This is a genomic window from Promicromonospora citrea, from assembly GCF_013004695.1.
Taxonomy (GTDB): Bacteria; Actinomycetota; Actinomycetes; order Actinomycetales; family Cellulomonadaceae; genus Promicromonospora; species Promicromonospora citrea.
In genome coordinates, this window is record NZ_JABEMG010000039.1 from 15,419 (window position 1) to 34,504 (window position 19,086).

The 19,086-nt window shown below is 73.3% G+C and carries 22 protein-coding genes; 13 read left to right on the forward strand and 9 right to left on the reverse strand.

Features of this window, described 5'->3' with window-relative positions; all coding sequences use genetic code 11:
* The first annotated feature begins 157 nt into the window (after nucleotides 1-157).
* The 4 genes from HLB15_RS24150 to HLB15_RS09920 all read left to right on the forward strand — a co-directional run bounded on the left by HLB15_RS24150 (nucleotide 158) and on the right by HLB15_RS09920 (nucleotide 2,224).
* On the forward strand, nucleotides 158-682 hold the full coding sequence (locus tag HLB15_RS24150) for a LysM peptidoglycan-binding domain-containing protein (RefSeq protein WP_229785211.1): 525 nt from the start codon (nucleotides 158-160) through the stop codon (nucleotides 680-682).
* Between the two features lie 174 nt (nucleotides 683-856).
* A complete protein-coding gene (gene nrdR, locus HLB15_RS09910) occupies nucleotides 857-1,327 on the forward strand; it encodes a transcriptional regulator NrdR (protein ID WP_171105129.1) in 471 nt (156 codons plus the stop codon).
* Between the two features lie 151 nt (nucleotides 1,328-1,478).
* On the forward strand, nucleotides 1,479-1,703 hold the full coding sequence (locus HLB15_RS24155) for a DUF5302 domain-containing protein (RefSeq protein WP_229785209.1): 225 nt from the start codon (nucleotides 1,479-1,481) through the stop codon (nucleotides 1,701-1,703).
* A 164-nt stretch (nucleotides 1,704-1,867) separates the two neighbouring features.
* Nucleotides 1,868-2,224 (forward strand): hypothetical protein, encoded by a 357-nt coding sequence (locus HLB15_RS09920; protein ID WP_171105131.1) that lies wholly within the window; start codon nucleotides 1,868-1,870, stop codon nucleotides 2,222-2,224.
* Here HLB15_RS09920 and HLB15_RS09925 read toward each other — a convergent pair.
* The 3 genes from HLB15_RS09925 to HLB15_RS09935 form a co-directional block, all read right to left on the reverse strand.
* Nucleotides 2,196-3,146 carry an SLAC1 family transporter gene (locus HLB15_RS09925; RefSeq protein ID WP_212759711.1) on the reverse strand — a complete coding sequence of 317 codons (951 nt, stop codon included), beginning with the start codon at nucleotides 3,144-3,146 and terminating at the stop codon, nucleotides 2,196-2,198. The two genes, HLB15_RS09920 and HLB15_RS09925, sit on opposite strands and share 29 nt — an antisense overlap.
* 114 nt (nucleotides 3,147-3,260) lie before the next feature.
* Nucleotides 3,261-4,079, reverse strand: coding sequence for an alpha/beta fold hydrolase (locus HLB15_RS09930; RefSeq protein WP_171105133.1), 819 nt, complete (start codon nucleotides 4,077-4,079; stop codon nucleotides 3,261-3,263).
* Nucleotides 4,080-4,194: 115 nt separating this feature from the next.
* Complete coding sequence (locus HLB15_RS09935; RefSeq protein WP_171105134.1) at nucleotides 4,195-5,028, reverse strand: MBL fold metallo-hydrolase; 834 nt, start codon at nucleotides 5,026-5,028, stop codon at nucleotides 4,195-4,197.
* 230 nt (nucleotides 5,029-5,258) lie between these two features.
* Here HLB15_RS09935 and HLB15_RS09940 point away from each other — a divergent pair, with 230 nt between their 5' ends.
* Nucleotides 5,259-6,161 (forward strand): helix-turn-helix transcriptional regulator, encoded by a 903-nt coding sequence (locus HLB15_RS09940; protein WP_189086972.1) that lies wholly within the window; start codon nucleotides 5,259-5,261, stop codon nucleotides 6,159-6,161.
* Nucleotides 6,162-6,218: 57 nt separating this feature from the next.
* Entirely contained in the window at nucleotides 6,219-7,592 is a 1,374-nt protein-coding gene (locus tag HLB15_RS23735) for an alpha/beta fold hydrolase (protein ID WP_212759712.1), read from the forward strand.
* Between the two features lie 190 nt (nucleotides 7,593-7,782).
* Here the strand turns inward: HLB15_RS23735 and HLB15_RS09955 are convergent, their stop codons facing one another.
* Nucleotides 7,783-8,520, reverse strand: coding sequence for a MerR family transcriptional regulator (locus HLB15_RS09955; protein ID WP_171105137.1), 738 nt, complete (start codon nucleotides 8,518-8,520; stop codon nucleotides 7,783-7,785).
* Between the two features lie 136 nt (nucleotides 8,521-8,656).
* Nucleotides 8,657-9,166 carry a small multidrug efflux protein gene (locus HLB15_RS09960; protein ID WP_171105138.1) on the reverse strand — a complete coding sequence of 170 codons (510 nt, stop codon included), beginning with the start codon at nucleotides 9,164-9,166 and terminating at the stop codon, nucleotides 8,657-8,659.
* A 183-nt stretch (nucleotides 9,167-9,349) separates the two neighbouring features.
* On the opposite strand from HLB15_RS09960, the gene HLB15_RS09965 reads away from it, so the two are divergent.
* Genes HLB15_RS09965 through HLB15_RS09975 form a run of 3 tightly spaced genes read left to right on the forward strand, consistent with a single transcriptional unit; the run spans nucleotide 9,350 to nucleotide 12,687 of the window.
* Nucleotides 9,350-10,096 carry a helix-turn-helix domain-containing protein gene (locus HLB15_RS09965; protein WP_171105139.1) on the forward strand — a complete coding sequence of 249 codons (747 nt, stop codon included), beginning with the start codon at nucleotides 9,350-9,352 and terminating at the stop codon, nucleotides 10,094-10,096.
* Nucleotides 10,089-10,853: a GOLPH3/VPS74 family protein gene (locus tag HLB15_RS09970; protein ID WP_212759713.1), complete on the forward strand. Its 765-nt coding sequence runs from the start codon at nucleotides 10,089-10,091 to the stop codon at nucleotides 10,851-10,853. Before HLB15_RS09965 ends, HLB15_RS09970 begins: the two co-directional genes overlap by 8 nt.
* Nucleotides 10,846-12,687: a carboxylesterase/lipase family protein gene (locus tag HLB15_RS09975; protein ID WP_171105140.1), complete on the forward strand. Its 1,842-nt coding sequence runs from the start codon at nucleotides 10,846-10,848 to the stop codon at nucleotides 12,685-12,687. The genes HLB15_RS09970 and HLB15_RS09975 overlap by 8 nt, the downstream gene beginning before the upstream one ends.
* A gap of 15 nt (nucleotides 12,688-12,702) precedes the next feature.
* Here HLB15_RS09975 and HLB15_RS09980 read toward each other — a convergent pair whose 3' ends face one another.
* From HLB15_RS09980 to HLB15_RS09990, 3 genes are read right to left on the reverse strand one after another with little or no spacing between them, the layout of a single operon-like run.
* Nucleotides 12,703-13,512 carry an ABC transporter permease gene (locus tag HLB15_RS09980; protein WP_171105141.1) on the reverse strand — a complete coding sequence of 270 codons (810 nt, stop codon included), beginning with the start codon at nucleotides 13,510-13,512 and terminating at the stop codon, nucleotides 12,703-12,705.
* Entirely contained in the window at nucleotides 13,509-14,315 is an 807-nt protein-coding gene (locus HLB15_RS09985; protein WP_171105142.1) for an ABC transporter permease, read from the reverse strand. The genes HLB15_RS09980 and HLB15_RS09985 overlap by 4 nt, the downstream gene beginning before the upstream one ends.
* Complete coding sequence (locus tag HLB15_RS09990) at nucleotides 14,312-15,022, reverse strand: ABC transporter ATP-binding protein (protein ID WP_171105143.1); 711 nt, start codon at nucleotides 15,020-15,022, stop codon at nucleotides 14,312-14,314. Before HLB15_RS09990 ends, HLB15_RS09985 begins: the two co-directional genes overlap by 4 nt.
* 132 nt (nucleotides 15,023-15,154) lie before the next feature.
* Between HLB15_RS09990 and HLB15_RS09995 the strand changes: the two genes are divergently transcribed.
* Nucleotides 15,155-16,033 (forward strand): sensor histidine kinase, encoded by an 879-nt coding sequence (locus HLB15_RS09995; protein WP_212759714.1) that lies wholly within the window; start codon nucleotides 15,155-15,157, stop codon nucleotides 16,031-16,033.
* Nucleotides 16,030-16,719: a response regulator gene (locus HLB15_RS10000; RefSeq protein WP_171105145.1), complete on the forward strand. Its 690-nt coding sequence runs from the start codon at nucleotides 16,030-16,032 to the stop codon at nucleotides 16,717-16,719. Before HLB15_RS09995 ends, HLB15_RS10000 begins: the two co-directional genes overlap by 4 nt.
* Before the next feature lie 2 nt (nucleotides 16,720-16,721).
* Here the strand turns inward: HLB15_RS10000 and HLB15_RS10005 are convergent, their stop codons facing one another.
* Nucleotides 16,722-16,973, reverse strand: coding sequence for a CDGSH iron-sulfur domain-containing protein (locus HLB15_RS10005; protein ID WP_171105146.1), 252 nt, complete (start codon nucleotides 16,971-16,973; stop codon nucleotides 16,722-16,724).
* A gap of 170 nt (nucleotides 16,974-17,143) precedes the next feature.
* Here HLB15_RS10005 and HLB15_RS10010 point away from each other — a divergent pair, with 170 nt between their 5' ends.
* Both HLB15_RS10010 and HLB15_RS10015 read left to right on the forward strand, forming a co-directional pair.
* On the forward strand, nucleotides 17,144-18,304 hold the full coding sequence (locus tag HLB15_RS10010; protein WP_171105147.1) for an iron-containing redox enzyme family protein: 1,161 nt from the start codon (nucleotides 17,144-17,146) through the stop codon (nucleotides 18,302-18,304).
* The coding region (locus HLB15_RS10015; protein ID WP_171105148.1) for a glycosyltransferase family 2 protein at nucleotides 18,297-19,086 on the forward strand (790 nt) is incomplete at its 3' end. The genes HLB15_RS10010 and HLB15_RS10015, both read left to right, overlap by 8 nt.

Sequence of the window (19,086 nt, forward strand, 5' to 3'; positions counted from 1 at the left end):
TCTGCGATGCCCACTCTAGGTCACAAAGCGGCGCGGCTCAAACGAATGTTCGAGCGTGTCTCGACACGGGCGGTGTCTCGTGCTACACAATGGTACGTGCGTTCGACGAACGCCTGTATGACGCACAGAGGTTCGACTCGCTTCCCGAGGAGGGGCCATGGGGGACGTGATCCCGCTGCGGCAGTACACCCCGGCCTACGGCACCGGCTACGGCGTCGGCCACGGTACCGGCCACGACGTGGCGCACCGGTCGACGCGCCGCCAGGCGCACCACCGCGAGCACGACCACCGGGAGCACGGGCCTGTCCGGCACCCGTCCGGGACTGCTCGCGCCGCCGCCCGCCCGCAGGCCGCGCCGGCGTCGCGCACCGTGGCCGACCGGCTCGGCGTCGCGGGGCTGCGCCTCACGCGGCGCGGCCGCGTCGTCCTGGTGCTGCTCGCGATGCTCGTGGTGGCGCCGATGGCGACCTGGGGCGCGACCGCGGTGGCGAGCGCGCCGGGCGAGCCGCTCGAGGTCCGGGTCCACGCGGTGCAGCCGGGGGAGACGCTCTGGGGCTACGCGGAGCAGGTCGCGAAGCCCGGAGAGGACGTGCGCGACGCCGTCGCCCGGCTCCAGGAGCTCAACGAGCTGCGGACGGCGTCGGTGCGCGTGGGGCAGCTCCTGCTCCTGCCCGACGAGTGACGCTCCGCCGGAGGAGGGGCCGAGCCAGGAATGGGCGGTGACAAGAGAGGAGTGACCAGGAGCGACGGTTCGCCGTCAAATGCTACGGCGATGTTGCATGGCGGTGGTTTGCCCGCTTACGGTCATGACGCGACCGGAGGCCTCCGGTCCGTGGACGACCACGCAGGAGTGAGCATGCACTGCCCGTTCTGTCGCCACGCCGACTCGCGCGTGGTGGACTCACGGACGGCCGACGACGGCCTGTCGATAAGGCGTCGGCGGCAGTGCCCGAACTGCAACCGGCGGTTCACGACCGTCGAGACGGCCAGCCTGTCCGTGGTGAAGCGCTCCGGCGCCACCGAACCCTTCAGCCGCGACAAGGTGGTCGCCGGCGTGCGCAAGGCCTGCCAGGGCCGCCCCGTGAGCGACGACGACCTCGCGATCCTGGCCCAGCGCGTCGAGGAGACGCTGCGCAGCACGGGCAGCGCCGAGATCGACGCCTACGAGGTGGGGCTCGCGATCCTGGGCCCGCTGCGCGAGCTCGACGAGGTCGCCTACCTGCGGTTCGCGAGCGTCTACCAGTCGTTCGACTCGCTCGAGGACTTCGAGAGCGCCATCACCTCGCTGCGCGCCGAGCGCGCGGAGCGCACCGCGGCCCAGGCCTGAGTCCGGGCCGGCGGTCCGCTGCGGCTGCGGCCTGCGGCGACGTCGTGCCCGGCGCGTGAAATGCGTTGGCACCCACGCGGTCGGTGGTGCAGGCTGGGGGCGGACGACGGACCCGATCGAGGGACCCCCGAAACAGGAGGAGGTGATCGGTGTGACGGACGACAAGCAGCCCGAGGCGGCATCGACCGACGAGGATCGTGCCGAGGAGAAGGCCACCGCGCCGAGCGCGGACGCGAAGGCCCGGTTCCGCGAGGCGCTGGACCGCAAGAACGCGGCCCGGAACCGCACGTCGGCGAGCGATGTGAACACGGGCGCCGTGCACGGGTCGGAGACGACCGGGCCGGTGCAGAAGATGTTCCGCCGCAAGAGCGGCTGAGACGCGGTGACGAAGGCCGTCGATCTGGTGAGCGACCAGATCGACGGCCTTCGTCGTGCCCCACGCAGCACCGAGAGAAGACGGTGCGATGGGAATGTCACGATTGCTGTCACGTCCTAGGGGCCGATGCCTGCCAGCGGGTGCCCACCAGTACCGGGTCATGCTTGCAGCGCTGCGCGGAGCGGCGGTTCACCGGAGGTGACTTCGAACTGGATGCGTCCCGGGTCTGGTCCGACTGCACGTTCGAGCAGGATGGTGGCGACGTCGACAGCGTTCGTACGTTCGGGGGTACTGCCGCCGCCAGAGCCCGCTGCGAACAGGGCAGCGTCCGCGCCATGGAGCTGTGTGGTGAGCGCATCGCGACCGTCATGGTCTTGTCGCGCCAAGATTCGGGCCACCTTTCCGTGACCTCCGGCGATGACTACACGCATGTCCGGTTCCTTTCTCCGAGCCGCTCAGGCATCGCCGGAGCGTTGAACGCCAATCTGCTGGTCACCGTCTTGGCCAAGGGACCAGGGTGAGCGAACGCACGGCGACGGCCCCGATGGTGAGGGTGGCGCCCAGGAGTACCAGCCACGAGGCCGCCGATCCGAAGGTCCCGCCGGTCGCCGTCGTGAGCAGACGGATCGAGTAGGTCGCGCTGGCGGCGACGGTGAAGGTCGTGGCCCAGAAGCCGATCACGAACGGTGTGCGTGCGTACATCGGCAGCAGGAACAGGTGCGGCAGCAGCAGCGCGATCATCAGCGCTGCGAATACGGTGTCGACCGTGGAGAGCTGACCGTCGGAGATCGCCCACCACGCGTTGCCTGCCACAGCCGGGGGCGCGGAGAAGATCGCGATGGTCGGGAACAGCGCGGGTGGAACCGGGGGCCCGGTGACGTAGCGCACGAGGAGCGCACCGGCGATCAACATCCAGAACATGATCCCGACCGCGAGCAGGCCGATCGCGACGTCGCGGTGCCCGATCGTCGCGAACGACTGCGCGGTGATCAGGCTGGCCGCGACGGTGGGCAACAGGTACCCGCCATGGATCACGGCGGGGGCGCGCGGCTGCGACAGCACGGACGAGACGAACCACGCCCCGAACGCAGCAGACAGGGCGAGCATGACCCACACCGCGATGCCGGACGCGACGGGATACCACTGGAACAGGTGTGCCGCAAGGAGCGAACCGACAGCGGGGACGAGGGATGCGAACGGACCGAGCACGGGGTGGCGCAGGTCGCCTGCGACGGCCCGCAGGCCACCGGAGCGGCGCAGGTAGACGACCGTGATGATCCCCCAGGCCAGTGCCGCCGCCGCCCAGAGCGTCTCGCCGACCGCCGTCGGGGCGCCGAGCAGCTGGCCGGACGCGGTCCAGGTTCCCGCGAGGCCGGCGGTGCCGAACGCGATGCCGAAGAAGTTCAAGGGAAGCCTGCGGGTGCCGGGCTCGGTCGTAGTCATCATGACCTCCGGGGGTCGGGAGCTGAGGGGTGCGCGAGTGTCGGCGGGGCTACCTGTCACAGGGCCGGGCGCGTGCCTTTTGCCGCAGCGCCGGACCCTGTGGCGGTACTGAGGTCAGAGCCGAATCCAGTCGAGGATGTCCTGGTCGAGCTGCGCCCGGAAGTCGCCGTGGATGCCGTGCGGAGCGCCCGGGTAGGTCTTCAGGGTGCCGTTCTGCACGAGGTCGATCGCGCGGCGGGCGGCCGCTTCGATCGGGACGATCTGGTCGTCCTCGCCGTGCGCGATGAGGATCGGGACGGTGAGCGACTTGAGGTCGTCTGTCTGGTCGGTCTCGCTGAACGCCTTGACGCAGTCGTAGGCGGCGGACAGGTTCACCAGCTGGCCCTGACGCCAGAAGTCGAGCTTGGCACCGTAGGAGACGTCGCGGCCGTGGTTCGCACCGAAGAAGCTCTCGGCGAGGTCGAGCCAGAACTGGGATGCGTCGCTGAGCACACCCGCGCGGATGCCGTCGAACACGTCGATCGGAGTCCCGCCCGGGTTGTTCTCGTTCAGGACCATGATCGGGGGGATGGCACCGGCCGTGACGACCTTGGCCACGCGGCCGTTCGCGTAGCGCGACGCGTACCTCACGACCTCGCCACCGCCGGTGGAGTGGCCCACGACGATGGCGTCGTGCAGCTCGAGCGTGTCGACGAGGAGCGCCAGGTCCTGTGCGTACTGGTCGATGGTGTGGCCCTCGGCGGTCTTGCTCGACCGGCCGTGCCCGCGGCGGTCGTGGGCGATCGTGCGGTAGCCGTGGTCGCTGAAGAACTTCAGCTCGGGCTGCCAGGCGTCGGAGCTCAGCGGCCAGCCATGGCTGAAGACGATCGGCTGCCCCTCGCCCTGCTCGGTGTAGTAGATGTCGACGCCATCGGGGGTGGTGATGTAGGCCATGGTTGCTCCTGGGAACGAGGCGGTGCGTCAGGGATTGCCCTGACCGGCTCGAAACTACGAACTGCCCGCCTGGCTGCGCGTGTCCCCAACGGGGACAGGCTCCGGGGCCGCCGCATCACATGGTCGGCTGTGTGTCGGGGCCTGTCAGGTAGCGACGCAGTGATGCCACCTGAGGCCCGGTGGCATCGCTGCGGGTGCCGGGAGCGCGATGCCGGGCGACGGTCCACGCCGGGCGCAGCGCCTGCAGCAGGTCCAGCGAACGAGTCCAGGCCTGTCGCGCCGTGGCGTCGACCCCGTCGAGCGGCACGGGGACGCCGTTGCTGACGAGGTCGCCGCAGAATGCGGCATCCAGATCGCGCACCGACACGAAGGCGGCCCGGCGTCCGGCGATCTCGCCGAGGTCGAACAGCCGCAGCTCGTGGCCCTCCAGGTCCAGCCTTGTGGCTGTGGGCGCCGCGACGACGCCTGCTTCCGGGAACGCACGCAGCACGGTTCGCAGGCCCGGAGTGCTCCCTCCCGGCAGAACGATCACACCGGTCAGCTGTTTGCCCGTCGACCGGATCCAGGCTGCGAGGTCCTCCGCCTCGACGGTGGCGGACGGGGCGTCCACGAGGACGGCGTCCCGCGCCCCGGCGACGAGCGTCGCCGTCCGGGCGCCGCCCAGCCAGATCTCCATCGTCAGGGGGGCCAGCAACGTGCCGCCGGCGAGCTGCAGGCGACGTTCGAGCCAGGTGCCGACATGGTCGCGGGCCTCCTGGCCGTTGTCGCTCACCAGCTCGGCTGACCACGTCACGCGGCTGCAGCCGTCGGGCTCGGCGGAGACACGGACTACGCCGTCCAGGTCGTGGCGGGCGGATCCGCCTGGTACTCGTGCCTGGTACGCGACCAGGCCGGACTCACGGCGGGTGATGGACTCCACGGCACCGAACCGGTCGCCGCCGAAGCGCACGAGCCGAGACCCTGGTGGGTCGATCGGCGTAACCTCGAGGACGTCGCCGAGAGCGCTCAGGTCGTCGAGCGCTTCGAACCGCGACCAGACGTTGATCGCGGGCTCACGGAACAGCGCTGCGCGCGTCACGTGGGCGCGACGGACGGCAGCCGACGTCACTGGTGCTTCCCTCCCGGTCGCCCGAGGCTCCGGCGACCCCACCGACCGTAGACTGGTGGCCCGGGCCGAGGGTGGCCCTGTCGCGGACAGGCAGCTCGTCGCGGAGCTGCGGTCCTGGCCGGGCTCACCTCGAGGGAAAGGACTCGAACTTGGGTGTCAAGGGTTCGCCGCTCGGCGATTATCTGCGCGCGCGCCGCGCGGTCGTCTCCCCCGAGGAAGCGGGCGTCACGTCGCACACGCGGCGTCGTGTCCCGGGCCTGCGGCGCGACGAGGTCGCCCGCGCCGCCGGCATCAGCCAGGAGTACTACCTACGGCTCGAACAAGGCCGCGACCGCACCCCGTCGGACCAGGTGCTGCGCGCACTCGGTCGCGCGCTGATGCTGGACGAGGCCGCCGTCTCCTACATGCTCCTGCTCGCGAGCGCCGAGCCGTTCGACCTGCCGGCACAGGAGGCCGCGGTCTCGATGGACAACCTCGCGGCGATTCTGAACGCTTGGCCGAACACGCCCGCCTACATCATCGACTCCCGGCACACCGTGGTGCTCTCGAACGCGATGGCCCGTGCCGTCGTCCCGCATGCGCTCGAACCGGGCGTGAACATCGCTGAGGCGGTGTTCAGCCTGCCTGAGGTCCGTGCGCTGCCGACCTGGGACCAGCTTGCCTCGCGGACGGTGCGCCGGCTGCGCTACTACGGGTACCCGTTCGATCCTCGTCTGCACGAGCTGGCAGCGCGGCTGTCCGAGCAGGATCCGGTCTTCCGCACGCTCTGGGAACGGCAGGACGTCGACCCGTACTACGACGGTGACGTACGCCCGCAGGTGAAGGGGTACGGCCAGATCGTGCTGCGCCACCAGACGCTCGTGGTGCCCGGCACGCCCGGCTACCTTCTTTGCGTCTATCACGCCGAGCCGGGCACACCGAGCGCGGAGGCGATCGCGCACCTCGCCGCCCGGATCTCCTCCACCACCGTGTAGGCGCACCGCCACTGAGCCCAGCAGCCTGTCCCTCGGAGGAGCACGCTGGATCTGCACGTGCTCCGTACCTTCGTCCATGCCGGCGGTCACCCGATCGGCACAAGGATGGAGCTGCACATGGACAACGCCGACAACGGCCTGATCACCGCCCGTACCGTCCAGACCGGCACGGTCGTCGCGGCGAACGGCATCGAGTACGCCTACCGCCGCTTCGGTCGCAGCACCGACGGTTTCCCCCTCGTCTTCCGGCAGCACTTCCGCGGGAACCTGGACAGCTGGGATCCCGACCTGGTCGACGACATCGCCGCTGAGCGCGAGGTCATCCTCGTCGACAACGCCGGAGTGGGCGCCTCCACAGGAACGGTTCCGGGAACCGTGGCCGAGATGGCGCGCGACCTGCTCGCCTCCAGCAAGCTCCGACGCCTCACCGCCATCACCCAACCGACCCTGATCCTGCAGGGCGACGACCACCCCATGATCCGGCATACCGGGGAGCCACACGCTGGCCGGACTCATCCCCGACGCGCGGCTGCACATCTTCCCCGATGCCGCGCACGCATCGATCTTCCAGTACCCGCACGAGGCCGCCCGCCTCGTCCTCGAGCTCGTGGCGGCCAAGACCACCACGGCCGCCGCCTGAGAGGAATGCTCATGACCAGCCCGACCCACCTTCTCGACCGTGTCCTCGAAGCCCACGGCGGCCGTGCCCGCTGGGCCGAGGTGTCCACCATCAGTGCCGAGCGCTCGTTCGGCGGCGCTTTCTGGGGCCTCAAGCAGGTCGCCGGAGTCGCCGAGCACGGCCGGTTCACGGTCGACCTGCGCCACCAGGAGACCAGCCTGGAGAGCTTCGGGGCACCCGATGTGCGCACCCGGTTCACCGCGGACCGGGTCGAGATGGTGCGCGCGACCGAGGAGGGCGATGAGGTCATCGAGGCCGTCGACGACCCGCGCACTACCTTCGAGGGCCACGACCTGGAAACCCCGTGGACCCGGCTGCAGCTCGCCTACTTCACCGGCTACGCCATGTGGACCTACAACACCGAGCCATGGTCGTTCACCTTCCCCGGAGTGCAGATCGAGGAGATCGGCCCGTGGACCGAGCCCGACGGCACCGTGCTCGACCGACTGCGTGTCACCTACCCGCCGCAGATCGCAACGCACACCCCGACGCAGACTCTCTACGCGGACGCGGACGGCGTGCTCCGCCGCCGCGACTACGAGGTCGACATCGCCGGCGGGTCCCCGAGCGTCGAGTACATGACCGACCAGTTCTGGGCCGACGGACTGCTCCTCGCAGGCAGCCGCAAGATCTTCGTCCGTGACGGCGACGGCACGGCGATCCCGGACCCCCTCATCGTCTCGATCGACATCAGCGACGTCCGACTCGGCTCATCGGCCGGCACGGACACGTCACTGCCGGAGCCGGGTTAGCCCTGCGTGACTCACCCGTCTCCGGTGGGCACCGAGCGATGACCGGCTCGCCGCCTGCAGCCACCAGTGCAGATGAAGTGGGCCCGGTCACCAACTCCTGGTGACCGGGCCTCCTGGGTCGGCGACGTCGAAACACCGACGGGTCCTGTGTCCCAGGGAAGTCCCAACCGCCTGCGGTAGTCCCCCCGCGTCATCCGCCCGCTCGCGCACGGGCGAGGGAGGTGGCCCGTGCCAGGACGTCGAGCTGCGCCGGGTTGTAGAGCGCGCGGATCGTCTCGCCCATCGCCGCTCCCGCAGACGCCGGGTCCTGCTGCAGGTGTGCTTCCGGCGTGGTGATCCAGGGGTATGTCACGAACGTCTTGGCGAGCGTGTCGGCGAACTGGTTGACAAGGAGGTCCCGGGTCTCCTCGTCGGCATCGGCGGGCAGAGACTCGAACGCGGCAGTCGCGGGGTCGGCGTCGGCTTCGAGTATCTCGCGGACGTCGTCCATCGCCGTGGGCTCGAACACCTGCGAGTAGACGAGAGTGAGGGAGCGCTCGGCGGGCGACAGACGCGGAGCAACCCGGGCGAAGCCCTCAGGGACATTCGTGACGACCTCCGTGACGGAGCCGTGCCGGAGCATCTCGGCGATCTCGGCACGCGTCCGTTCGCTCCGTGCGATCGTCTCCTTGAGCTCCGCGTCGATCGCCACCAGGACGTCGCGCGAGGTCCCGACCTCGGCGCCGAGACGTTCGATCTCTCCGAGCGGGACGCCGATGTCGCGCAGCCTCCGGATCTGCAGCAGGCGGACGAGGTGGGGGACGCCGTACTGCTTGTAGCCGTTGGTGCGCCGGTCCGGCTCGTCCAGCAGGCCACGCTGGTGGTAGTGCCGGACCGCGTTCACCGTCGTCCCGGCGAGATCGGCGAGCTCACGGGTGCTCCAGGCCATCCCACTGCCTCCGTCCGGCCGGGGTCGGGATGCTTCGCCGGAGGCGTGCTCGCCGTCCTGGGTGCGGGTCATCCGCGGCCTCGCCACGATTCTCCCGGTACGCCGGACTCTGCGCACCGGGAGGGGCGGCGGGCGGCTACACGCCGACGACGTACGTCAGCGCGGCCCACGCGGACACCGTCGCGACGGTGGTCCAGACGGCGATGGCCACAGCCTGCCAGAGCAGCACCCAGCGGCGCGGAGTCCCGCCGGCGACGAGCAGCGCGGACGTGAACTGGGTCGGGATGGCGAGCGGCCCGAGGATGCTCGCACCCGGCACCCCGAACCGCACGAGCCACCGCTTGAACCGGCGCTCGCCCTTCGACTCGGGCTTGGCGGGCCGACGTGACGCCGTCCGGGTCGTCACCGCGGTGCGGGCCCGAGCGGTCAGGAGCACGACGAGCAGGACGCTGACGAAGTTGCCGGCGCCCGCGGCGACCGCCACGACGACGGGGTGGATCCCGCCGGCGACGCCGATCAGCGACGCGACCTCCCCCTCGAGGAACGGGACCGCCGCCGCGAGCAGGACGACGAACGGCTGGACGATCTCGGGGACATGTGTGACGAGCCCCTGGAAGCTCTGGACGAGCTCTTCGACGGCGGGCATGGCGTGCTCCTCTTCTCCGGTCGGCGTGGTTGCCGATGACCGGGAGTAGAAGCCGTGTTCCTGGCACAGGGTCAACGGGTCGCGGATGAGGCGTGCGCCACCCTGGTCGTCCCTTGACCCTGTGCCGACCACACGGTTTCTGATGGCAGCAGCCGACGACCGGACGGCGGGTGAGGAGGAGGCATGGCCTGGAGCACGCGCGAGCTGGCCGAGCTGGCGGGGACGACGGTGAACGCCGTCCGTCACTACCACCGCACGGGCCTGCTCGAGGAGCCCGAGCGCCAGGGGAACGGGTACAAGCAGTACGGCGTGCAGCACCTCGTCACCCTGCTGCGGATCCGCCGCCTGGTGGACCTCGGCATGCCGCTGGCCCAGGTCGGTGACGTGGAGGCAGCGACGGACCCCGCACCGGAGGCCCTGCGCGACCTCGACGCGGAGCTCGGGGCGAGCATCGAGCGCCTCACCCGGGCGCGCGCCGAGATCGCCGCGATCCTGCGCGAGCGCTCGCCCGCGCACACGCCCGCCGGGTTCGCGTCCGTGGCGTCCCGGCTCTCGGAGGCGGACAGCTCGATGATCCACATCTACACGCAGCTCTACGACGAGGAGGCGCTCGCCGACGTCCGGGAGATGGCGGCGGCCGACACCGAAAACCTCGGCGGTGACATCGACCGGCTGCCTGCCGACGCGGACGAGGCGACACGGCAGCGGCTGGCCGAGCGGCTCGCGGCGACGCTCGCCCGGAGCTTTCGCGACCATCCGTGGCTCGCCGACCCTGCCGCGCACCTGTCCAGGAGCAGCCTCGTCACCGCGGAGACGTTCGTCGAGGCCGTGACGGGGCTGTACAACCCGGCGCAGCTGGACGTCCTCGTCCGCGCCAACACGCTCGCCCGTCAGCAGACGGAGACCCAGGAGGGACCTGACCATGACTGAGCACCAGCGACCCGAGCAGCACGCACCGGGAACGGCGCAGGGCGGACCCGGCGTCCCGGCCCTCGGCCGGACCGCGACCCTGGTGGAGGACCTGCTCCTGCTCCTGTTCCAACCGGGCGGCTCACGGGCGGGAGGTGGCGGGTCGATCGCCGGCGAGCCGACCCTCTACTGGGTGCTCGGGGGCGCCGTGCTCGCGGACCTCGCACTCGGCGGCCACGTCAGGACCAGCACCGGGCGGCTCGGCGCGCTGCAGGTCGAGGCCGTCGCCGACCGGCCGCCGTCGGATCCGCTGCTACGCACCACCTGGGCGTACGTCGCCGAGAAGCCGAGGTGCGTCCAGACGGCCCTCGCCGCGACCGGCCCGGCGCTACGGGAGCCGGTGCTCGATCGTCTCGTCGAGCGCGGCGACCTGCACCGGCGGTCGCGCAAGGCGCTCGGTCTCTTCGCGTCGTCGGTGCTCTCGCTGGGCGACACGGGCCGCCGCGCCGCGCTCCTGGCCGACGTCCGCGCGGTGCTCGTCGACCGAGCCGAGCTGACCGAGCGCACAGCGGCGCTTGCCGCGCTGCTGCACGGCAGCGGGACGCTGCCGCAGTTCGATCCCGAGATCCCGTGGACGTCACCGGTCATCGCCCGCGCGGAGGAGCTCAAGGACGGCAGCTGGGGCGCCGGAGCCGCGGCGAAGGCCGTCGCGCGCACGGTCACCGCCACGATCGTGAACAACGTCGTCGTCGCGGCGGCGGTCCACCCCCGTGGCTGACACGACGCGCGCCACACAGCGCTCGGCCGGGTTCTGGGTGCCGTTCGCCCTGCTGGTCGCGCTGGTGCTGGTCCTCGGTCGGCTGAACGACACCCCGTGGCGGGGCTGGGCCCTGGTCGCCGGGTCGGTGGCGGCGCTCTGGCTGACGGCGCCCTGGTGGTGGCGGGGCGGCGTCCTGCTGCGGACAGCGGGGTGGCTGCTGGCGGGCGTGCTGGCGGCGGGCACCGTCGTGGTCGCCCACCCCGGGCCACAGGTGCGCGTGGCCGGGGGCGCGGAGCGGGCGCCGACGCAGCCGGTCGAGACGGCGCAGGGCCCTGTGAGCGGGGTGCGGAACGACGCGGGGACGGTCGAGATCTTCGCGGGCGTGCCCTATGCCGAGCCCCCGGTGGGCGAGCTGCGTTGGCGGGCGCCCCTGCCGCCCGCGCAGCGGTCCGGGCTGCTCGTCGCCGACCACTTCTCGGCGGTGCCGGTCCAGGGCACCACGACGTTCGCCACGAGGGCGCTGGCGCACGTGGTCGACATCCCGCTGGAGGGCACGTTCCTCAACCCCTACCCGGTCAGCGAGGACAGCCTCTACCTCAACGTCTGGCGGGCACCCCGGCCTGCCTCGGCCGCGCTGCCCGTGCTCGTGTACGTGCCCGGCGGCGGCTTCGCCACCGGATCGGGCGCCCTGCCCCTGTACGACGGCGAGGCGCTGGCCGCCACCGGTGAGGTGGTCGTGGTCACGATCAACTACCGGCTGGGCGTCCTCGGCTTCCTCTCCCACCCGGACCTGGCCGACGAGTCCCCGTACGGCGCGTCGGGCAACTACGGGATCCTGGACCAGGTCGCCGCTCTGGAGTGGGTGCGGCAGAACATCGCGGCGTTCGGCGGCGACCCGAGCCGGGTCACGGTCGCGGGCGAGTCCGCGGGCGGCGAGAGCGTGTGCATCCTCGGTGCCACGCCCCTGGCCGAAGGGCTGATCGACGGCATCATCGGCAGCAGCGGCGCCTGCATGGGCACGGACGGCGACACCGAGGACGGGGACCAGAGCGACACGCGGTCGGTCGCCGAGGACGCGGGCGTGCGCCTCGCACGGGAGCTGGGCGCCGAGAGCCTCGCCGCGCTGCGGGACCTGCCCGCCCACCAGGTGGTCGAGGCCGCGGCGACGACGGGGCCGCACTGGCGGCCGTCCGTTGACGGGTACGTCCTCCCGCGCAGCCCCGCAGAGGTCTATGCGGCGGGCGACCAGCACGACGTGCCGATGCTGCTGGGCAGCAACGCGGACGAGGACTTGCTGATCCGTGCCTTCCCGCCCGGTCCCGTGACGCCCGGGGAGTACCGTGCGACGGCACGGGAGGACCACGGCGAGGACATCGAGACCTACCTCGGCCTGTACCCCGGCGAGACGCGGGGGCAGGTGCTGGACTCGCTCCTGCAGGCCCAGACCGACCGGGTCTTCACCCGGGCGATGTACCGGTGGGCACGACTGTCCGCCCGCCCCGGCCGGTCCCCGGTCTACCTGTACTTCTTCACGCACACGCCGCCCGACGCGGGCCTGGAGGAGTACGGTGCGTACCACGGGGCGGAGGTGATGTACGCCTTCGACAACCTCGGCGTGGACGGTGACGCCGACTACGGCCCGACCGACCTCCGGCTGCGGGACCAGCTCAGCGGCTACTGGCTCAGCTTCGTCCGGACCGGGGACCCCAACGCGCCGGGCCTGCCGGTGTGGTCCGAGGTCGCCCGGAACCCGGAGCTCGTCATGGAGCTCGGCGTCCACACCAGGATGACGGCCCGCCCGCGACCGGCGGCGATCGACCACTGGATGCGGTACGAGGGCCCGATCGCCTGAGTCGGGGGGCTCGCGTCATCCCGCGGCGTCGGACGACAGCAGGCGTATACCGCCGGACGCACCCACGACCAGGACCCACGCGGTCGCGACCAGCGCCCCGTCCGCGGGGCCGAGCACGGGGTCGGCCGGTGCCCAGAGCAGCGCGGCGGCCCGGTCGGGCAGCCAGCGGGCGTGCTCGGTGAGCGAGCCGAGCAGGGGCGAGACGATCAGGACGAGGCCGAGCGTGGTGACGAGGGCGGGGACGAGCTCCCGGAGCAGCAGCGCGACCGCGTGGGCGAGCACGCCCACCAGCACGAGGAACACCGCAGCACCCGCGAGCCGCCCCAGGTCCTCGCCGGACACCACCACAGCGCCAGGCCCTGCCCACCTCGGCTCCGTCTCGCCCGGCACGCCCCACGCGGGGGCGGTCGCCGCCATCGCGCTGCCCACCACTGCGCCCCCCACCATCGCGCACACCGTGCCCGCCGCCGTGAACACCAGCGCGACCAGCGCGGCAAGCGTCTTGGCCGCTACCAGCACCGCGCGCCGGGGGACGGCGGCGAACGTGGTCCGCAGCTGGGTGCCCGCCGACTCGTGCGCGACCGGGAGCACGCCCACCAGCACCATGCCCGCCTGGACGAACCGGACCACCTCCGTCACGACGCCGGCGGCGGTGGGCGACGCGCCACCCGCGACGGCGGAGGACGCCGCGAGGGCGGCGACGGTGCCACCGGCCACCACCGTGGCCGCGGCCGTCAGGCCGACGGCGGGCAGGGTGCGCAGCTTGCTCAGCTCGGCGGCGGTGGTCCGGGCGAGGTGCACCGCCGTCACCTGCCCCGGCCTCACGCGTCCCTCCGCGCGAGGACGAGACCGGCCACGGCGAGCAGGGCGGCGGTCCACGCCGTCATCACCCAGGCGCCCGTGACCGCGTCCGGTCCGCCGGGCACCGTGGTGAGCCCGCCGTACAGACGTCGGCCGGCGAGGTCGGGCAGCCAGTACGCCCACGGCGTCACACGGCTCAGCAGCAGCGAGAACGACACGAGCGAGCCGTTCGCGACGAGGAGCACGAGCGGGAGGGTCCCGCCGCGGGTCAGGACCGTGACCGCGAGGGCGATGAGCGCGGTCAGCGTCCAGTAGAGGGCCGCGCCGGCCGTCCGGAGCACGGCCTCCCGCAGGCCCACCGCCTCGGCGGCCGCGTCGCCGAGGACGAGCGTCGCGACCGCACGGCACGCCCCGATCGCCAGGACGGCCGTCGTGGCGACCACCAGCGCGACGACGAGCGCCTTGGCGCCCAGCACCCCGAGCCTGCCGGGCGCCGCCGTGAGCGTCGCCGTCACCTGACGACCCCCGCCCGCGTCGGCGCTGCTCGCGGCGTACTCGCTGCTCATCGCCACGACACCGAGCACGACGGCACCCGCCGCACCGAGCGGCGCGGCGGTGTACGCGATGTCGAACGCCGACGGGACGGGACCCGCTCCGGCGGCACCGGCGCCGAGCGCGCCCCGGGCACCGACCGCGTTGAGCGCCGCGAGACCCGCCGACCCGGCCACCGTGCCCAGCACGGCCGCCCGCACGGCGGGCAGCGTCACCGCCTTGCGGAGCTCTGCGGCGGCCAGGTCGCGGAACCGCACCCCGGCGCGCGGCGTCATCGCGCCACCTCGCGCGAGGCGGTGAGCGCGAAGAAGGCGTCCTCCAGCGAGCGGTACCCCGCCGTGACCCGGTCCAGCGGCCCCGCGGCCACGATCCTGCCGTCCGCGATGACCACGAGGTCGTCGGCCACACCGGCCACCTCGCCCATGAGGTGGCTGGACAGCAGCACCGTGCCGCCGGCGTCCGCGTGCGCCCGCAGCAGGTCGCGGATCCAGCGGATACCGTCCGGGTCCAGCCCGTTGACCGGCTCGTCGAGCACCAGCACCTCCGGCTCGCCCAGCAGGGCTGCGGCCAGCCCGAGGCGCTGACCGGTCCCGAGCGACAGGCGGCCGACCCGGACCCGGGCCGCCTCGGCGAGGCCGACCTGGGCGAGCACCTCGTCGACCCGACGGACGGGGATGCCGTGGGTGCGGGCGACCCACCGCAGGTGGTCGCGCGCGGTCCGGGAGCGGTGGGCTCCTGGCCCGTCGAGCATCGACCCCACCGTGCGCAGCGGGTACCGCAGCCGACGGTAGGGCACCCCGGCCACGCGAGCGGTGCCGCCGTCCGGCCGGTCGAGGCCGAGCAGGATGCGCAGGGTGGAGGACTTGCCGGCGCCGTTGGGTCCCAGGAAGGCGGTGACCTGCCCCGGCTCGGCCGTGAACGAGACCCGGTCGAGCACGGTCCGGGGGCCTCGGCGCTTGGTGAGGTCGTCGATCTGGATCATGGCACCCATCCCAGCTGCCGCGGCGGGTCGCGTCATCGGACCCTGGACCGGACCTGGCCGCCCCGCTACGACCGGGGTCCGTCGGACCCTGGTCCGATGTGCCCTCGGTCGCGCCGCCCTAGACTCGGCGGCGTGGACCCGACAGCCCGGCCCGTGCTGCGCTCGCGCGCGTGGGTGGTCGCCGTCGTCGTGCTCACGCTGGTCGTGCTGACGCTCGCCGGCGCGGGCGGCAGGCAGCCCGTCGCGGCCTCGGTCGCGGTCGTGGCCGCGTCGGCCACGGCGCTCGGCGCCGTCGGCTGGGCCGTCGTCCGCACCGGGCGCCAGCGCCGCGCGCACGAGGCGGCGCTCACCGTCTGGGCCGCGGAGCGCGCCGCGCACGGAGAACGCCTCCGCATCGCCCGTGACCTGCACGACCTCGCCTCCCACGGGCTCGGCGCCATCACGGTGCGGGCCGCCGCAGCCCGCACCGCGACCGGGCCGGGCAGCGCGCAGGAGCACGCGCGGGCGCTCGCGGACATCGAGCAGGCGGGCCGGGCCGCCACGACCGAGCTGCGCCGGATGCTCTCCGTGCTGCGCGCGCCGGGCGGGACCGCTCCGCTCCGGCCGGCGGACACCCTCGCGGACCTGTCGCGCATCGTGGGGTCCGCGCGCGCCGGCGGCCTCACGGTGGAGCTCGCCACCGAGGGGGTGACCGAGCCTGCCGACCTCTCCGCCGGTGTGCAGCTCACCGCGTGCGCCGTCGTCCGGGAGGGGCTCGCGAACGCGGCCCGGCACGCCGGGCCCACGCGCGCCCGCGTGACCCTGCGACGCGAGGGGGACGGCCTGGTCGTGACCGTGGCGGACGACGGGCCCGTCCCCGGGTGGCAACCGCACGCCGGTGCCGGGCAGGGCCTGCGGGGCCTGCGCGACCGGGTGGCGGCGGTCGGCGGCACGCTGGACGTGCGGATCGGTCGGGCAGGCTCCCGGCTGCTGGCCCGGCTGCCGGACGGCGCACCGGAGGACCGGGCATGACCGGCCGCCCGAACAGCGCCGTCCGTGTGCTGGTCGTGGACGACCAGCCGCTCATCCGGCACAGCCTGCGCCTCGTCGTCGGCGGTGCCGCGGACCTCGCCGTGGTCGGCGAGGCCGGCACCGGACGGGAGGCGGTCGAGCGGGCCCTGGAGCTGCGGCCGGACGTGGTGCTCATGGACATCCGGATGACCGACGGCGACGGCATCGAGGCGACGCGGCAGATCGCCGCACGGGCCGAGCTGGGCGGCACCCGGGTCCTGGTGCTCAGCATGTTCGAGCTGGACGAGTACGTCCATGCCGCACTGCGCGCGGGTGCGAGCGGGTTCCTGCTCAAGGACGCCGAGCCGGACCGGCTCGTCGACGCGGTCCGCCGCACGCACGCGGGCGAGTCCCTGTTCGCGCCGAGCATCCTCACCCGGCTGGTCGAGCACTACCTGGACCGGGGTCCGACCCACGCGGGCGCGGCCGGGACGCCACCGGGCCTCACGGCGCGGGAGACCGAGGTGCTGCTGCACGTCGGCAAGGGGCTCTCGAACACGGAGATCGCGCGGACCCTCACCATCTCGATGGGAACCGTGAAGTCCCACGTCGGCAGCCTGCTGGCCAAGCTGCAGGCCCGGGACCGCGCCCAGCTCGTCATCGCGGCCTACGAGCACGGGCTGGTCGGGCCCGCCGCCCGGCCGTGAGGTCAGTCGTCGTCCGCCGCGAGCGTCTCGGGCGACCGGTACCCGTTCACCTTGTGCGTGCCGTCGCACCACGGCGCGATCGCCGTCCCGCCGCACCGGCACAGCGCGACGGTCGGCCGGTGGCGCGCCACCGGCTCCCCGTCGGGACCGAGGATCCGAGCCGGGCCGCGCACCAGGAGCGGCCCGTCGGGGCACGCGGTCACCGTGACGTCGGTCGGTCGCGGCGCCGCCGGGCGCGGGGCGGTCTCGGTCATGAGGACTCCTGTCGGGGGACGGACGACTACCGACGACGGTAGGCCGGGGCGGGCCGCTCGCAAGCGGGCGGTGGCTCGGCACGCGTTGCGACCTGCGCGGATCCTGCGCACCATGAGGTCGGCGTCAAGCAGGGGCGCGACACCCCATGGGCACGTCGAGGAGCCGGCACATGACTTCCACAGCGGTACGGGACAACGACTCCACGAGCGGTCTGGGCCGCCCGGAAGCGGCACAGCAGGCGGCACAGCCGACGGAGCAGCCGGGCCCACGCGCCCCGCGTCTGCCGGTGCCGCGGCCGCGCGGTCCGGTGAGCACGGCGCTGCTCGCCGCCCTCACCGCCGGTCCGCCCGACGGTGCGACGCCCACCCGCCTCGAGCCGGTGCGCGCGGCCGTCGTCGACGCGCTCGCCGCCGGACCCGACCTGCTGCGCGACGCCGACCTCCAGCTCACGCTGACGGTCCTGTACGAGCTGCACCACCGGGGGATCGACGGCGTCGACGACGCCTGGGAGTGGGAGCCCGACCTCCTCGCGGTGCGCAGGACCCTGGAGGGCCCGTTCGAGTCGGCGGTCCGTGCCCGGGCGGGGCAGCCCGTGGGCACCGCGACCGACGCGGCGGGTGTGGCCACGGAGCTCTTCGCACTCGCGGCGGCCGACGGCCCGCCGCGCCTCGCGCGCCACGTCGCCAAGCGTGCGGACGCGACGCAGGTGCGCGAGCTGCTCGTGCTCAAGTCGCTCTACCAGCTCAAGGAGGCGGACGCCCACACGTGGGCCGTCCCGCGCCTCGGCGGAGCGCCCAAGGCCGCGCTCGTCGAGATCCAGGCCGACGAGTACGGCGGCGGCCAGGACGGACGCATGCACGCGCAGCTCTTCGCGCGCACGATGCGCGGCGCCGGGCTGGACGACACCTACGGGCGGTACGTCGACGCCGTGCCGGTGGCTGTGCTCACCGCGCTCAACACGATGTCGCTGCTCGGGCTGCACCGGCGGCTCCGCGGCGCGATCGTCGGGCACCTGGCCGCGTTCGAGATGACCTCGTCCATCCCGAGCCGCCTGTACGGCGACGGGTTCCGGCGCCTGGGGTACGACGCGGCCACGACGGAGTACTTCGACGAGCACGTCGAGGCCGACGCCGTGCACGAGCAGATCGCGGGCCGCGACCTCGCGGGCCGCCTCGTCGAGCAGGAGCCCGCGCTGCGGGACGACGTGCTGTTCGGCGCCGCCGCCTGTCTCGCGATCGAGGGCGACGTCGGCGCGCACGCCCTCGAGTGCTGGAGCCGGGGTGAGTCCGCGCTGGTCGAGCCGCTCGACGCGGCGGCGGACCGTGCCTGAGGACCCGCGCACGCCGCCCGACGCCGACGTGGCGCCGGTCGGGACGGGCGCCACGTCGGCCACCGGCGCGGCCCCCGTGCCCGACACCGTCTACCTGCTCCCGCTGCGCCGTGCCGCCGTCGACCCGGAGGAGCTCGCCGAGCTGGCGTCCTACCTGCGCGACCTGGCCCGGCACCTGCCCGTCGTCGTCGCGGACGGGTCGCCGCCCGAGGTGCGGCAGTGGCACGCCGCGGCGTGGGGGGCGCGCGTGCGCAGCCTCGCCGTCCCGGACGTGCCCGCCGGGGCCAACGGCAAGGTCGTCGGTGTCCGCGCGGCGCTCGCGGCGACGACGGAGCCGCGCGTCGTGGTGGCCGACGACGACGTGCGGTACGACGTGGCCACGCTGCGGCGGGTGGCCACGGCGCTGGACCACGCGGACCTCGTCGAGCCGCAGAACGTGTTCGTGCCGAGCCCCTGGCACGCGCGCTGGGACACGGCGCGGACCCTGGTCAACCGGGCGTTCTGCCACGACTACGCCGGCACGGTCGCGTTCCGCCGTACGGCGCTGGGCGACGACGCCTACGACGCCGGGGTGCTCTTCGAGAACCTCGAGCTCGAGCGCACGGTGCTGGCGCGCGGCGGGCGCGTCGAGCACGTGCCGGACGTCGTGGTGCCGCGGCGGCCGCCGTCCGCCCGCCGGTTCGCCGAGCAGCGGGTGCGGCAGGCGTACGACTCGTTCGCCCAGCCGCCGCGGCTGCTCGCCGAGCTCGCCCTCGCGCCGTTGCTCGTCGCCGCGGCGGCGG

Coding starts and splice junctions, on each gene's coding strand:
- HLB15_RS09985 (WP_171105142.1), bottom strand. CDS start 14,315: ATGACGCCGCGCGCCGGGGTGCGGTTCCGCGACCTGGCCGCCGCAGAG.
- HLB15_RS10010 (WP_171105147.1), top strand. CDS start 17,144: ATGACTTCCACAGCGGTACGGGACAACGACTCCACGAGCGGTCTGGGC.
- HLB15_RS09970 (WP_212759713.1), top strand. CDS start 10,089: ATGACTGAGCACCAGCGACCCGAGCAGCACGCACCGGGAACGGCGCAG.
- HLB15_RS09955 (WP_171105137.1), bottom strand. CDS start 8,520: ATGGCCTGGAGCACCCGTGAGCTCGCCGATCTCGCCGGGACGACGGTG.
- HLB15_RS10005 (WP_171105146.1), bottom strand. CDS start 16,973: ATGACCGAGACCGCCCCGCGCCCGGCGGCGCCGCGACCGACCGACGTC.
- HLB15_RS09930 (WP_171105133.1), bottom strand. CDS start 4,079: ATGGCCTACATCACCACCCCCGATGGCGTCGACATCTACTACACCGAG.
- HLB15_RS09965 (WP_171105139.1), top strand. CDS start 9,350: ATGGCCTGGAGCACGCGCGAGCTGGCCGAGCTGGCGGGGACGACGGTG.
- nrdR (WP_171105129.1), top strand. CDS start 857: ATGCACTGCCCGTTCTGTCGCCACGCCGACTCGCGCGTGGTGGACTCA.
- HLB15_RS09990 (WP_171105143.1), bottom strand. CDS start 15,022: ATGATCCAGATCGACGACCTCACCAAGCGCCGAGGCCCCCGGACCGTG.
- HLB15_RS10000 (WP_171105145.1), top strand. CDS start 16,030: ATGACCGGCCGCCCGAACAGCGCCGTCCGTGTGCTGGTCGTGGACGAC.
- HLB15_RS24150 (WP_229785211.1), top strand. CDS start 158: ATGGGGGACGTGATCCCGCTGCGGCAGTACACCCCGGCCTACGGCACC.
- HLB15_RS09925 (WP_212759711.1), bottom strand. CDS start 3,146: ATGACTACGACCGAGCCCGGCACCCGCAGGCTTCCCTTGAACTTCTTC.
- HLB15_RS09960 (WP_171105138.1), bottom strand. CDS start 9,166: ATGCCCGCCGTCGAAGAGCTCGTCCAGAGCTTCCAGGGGCTCGTCACA.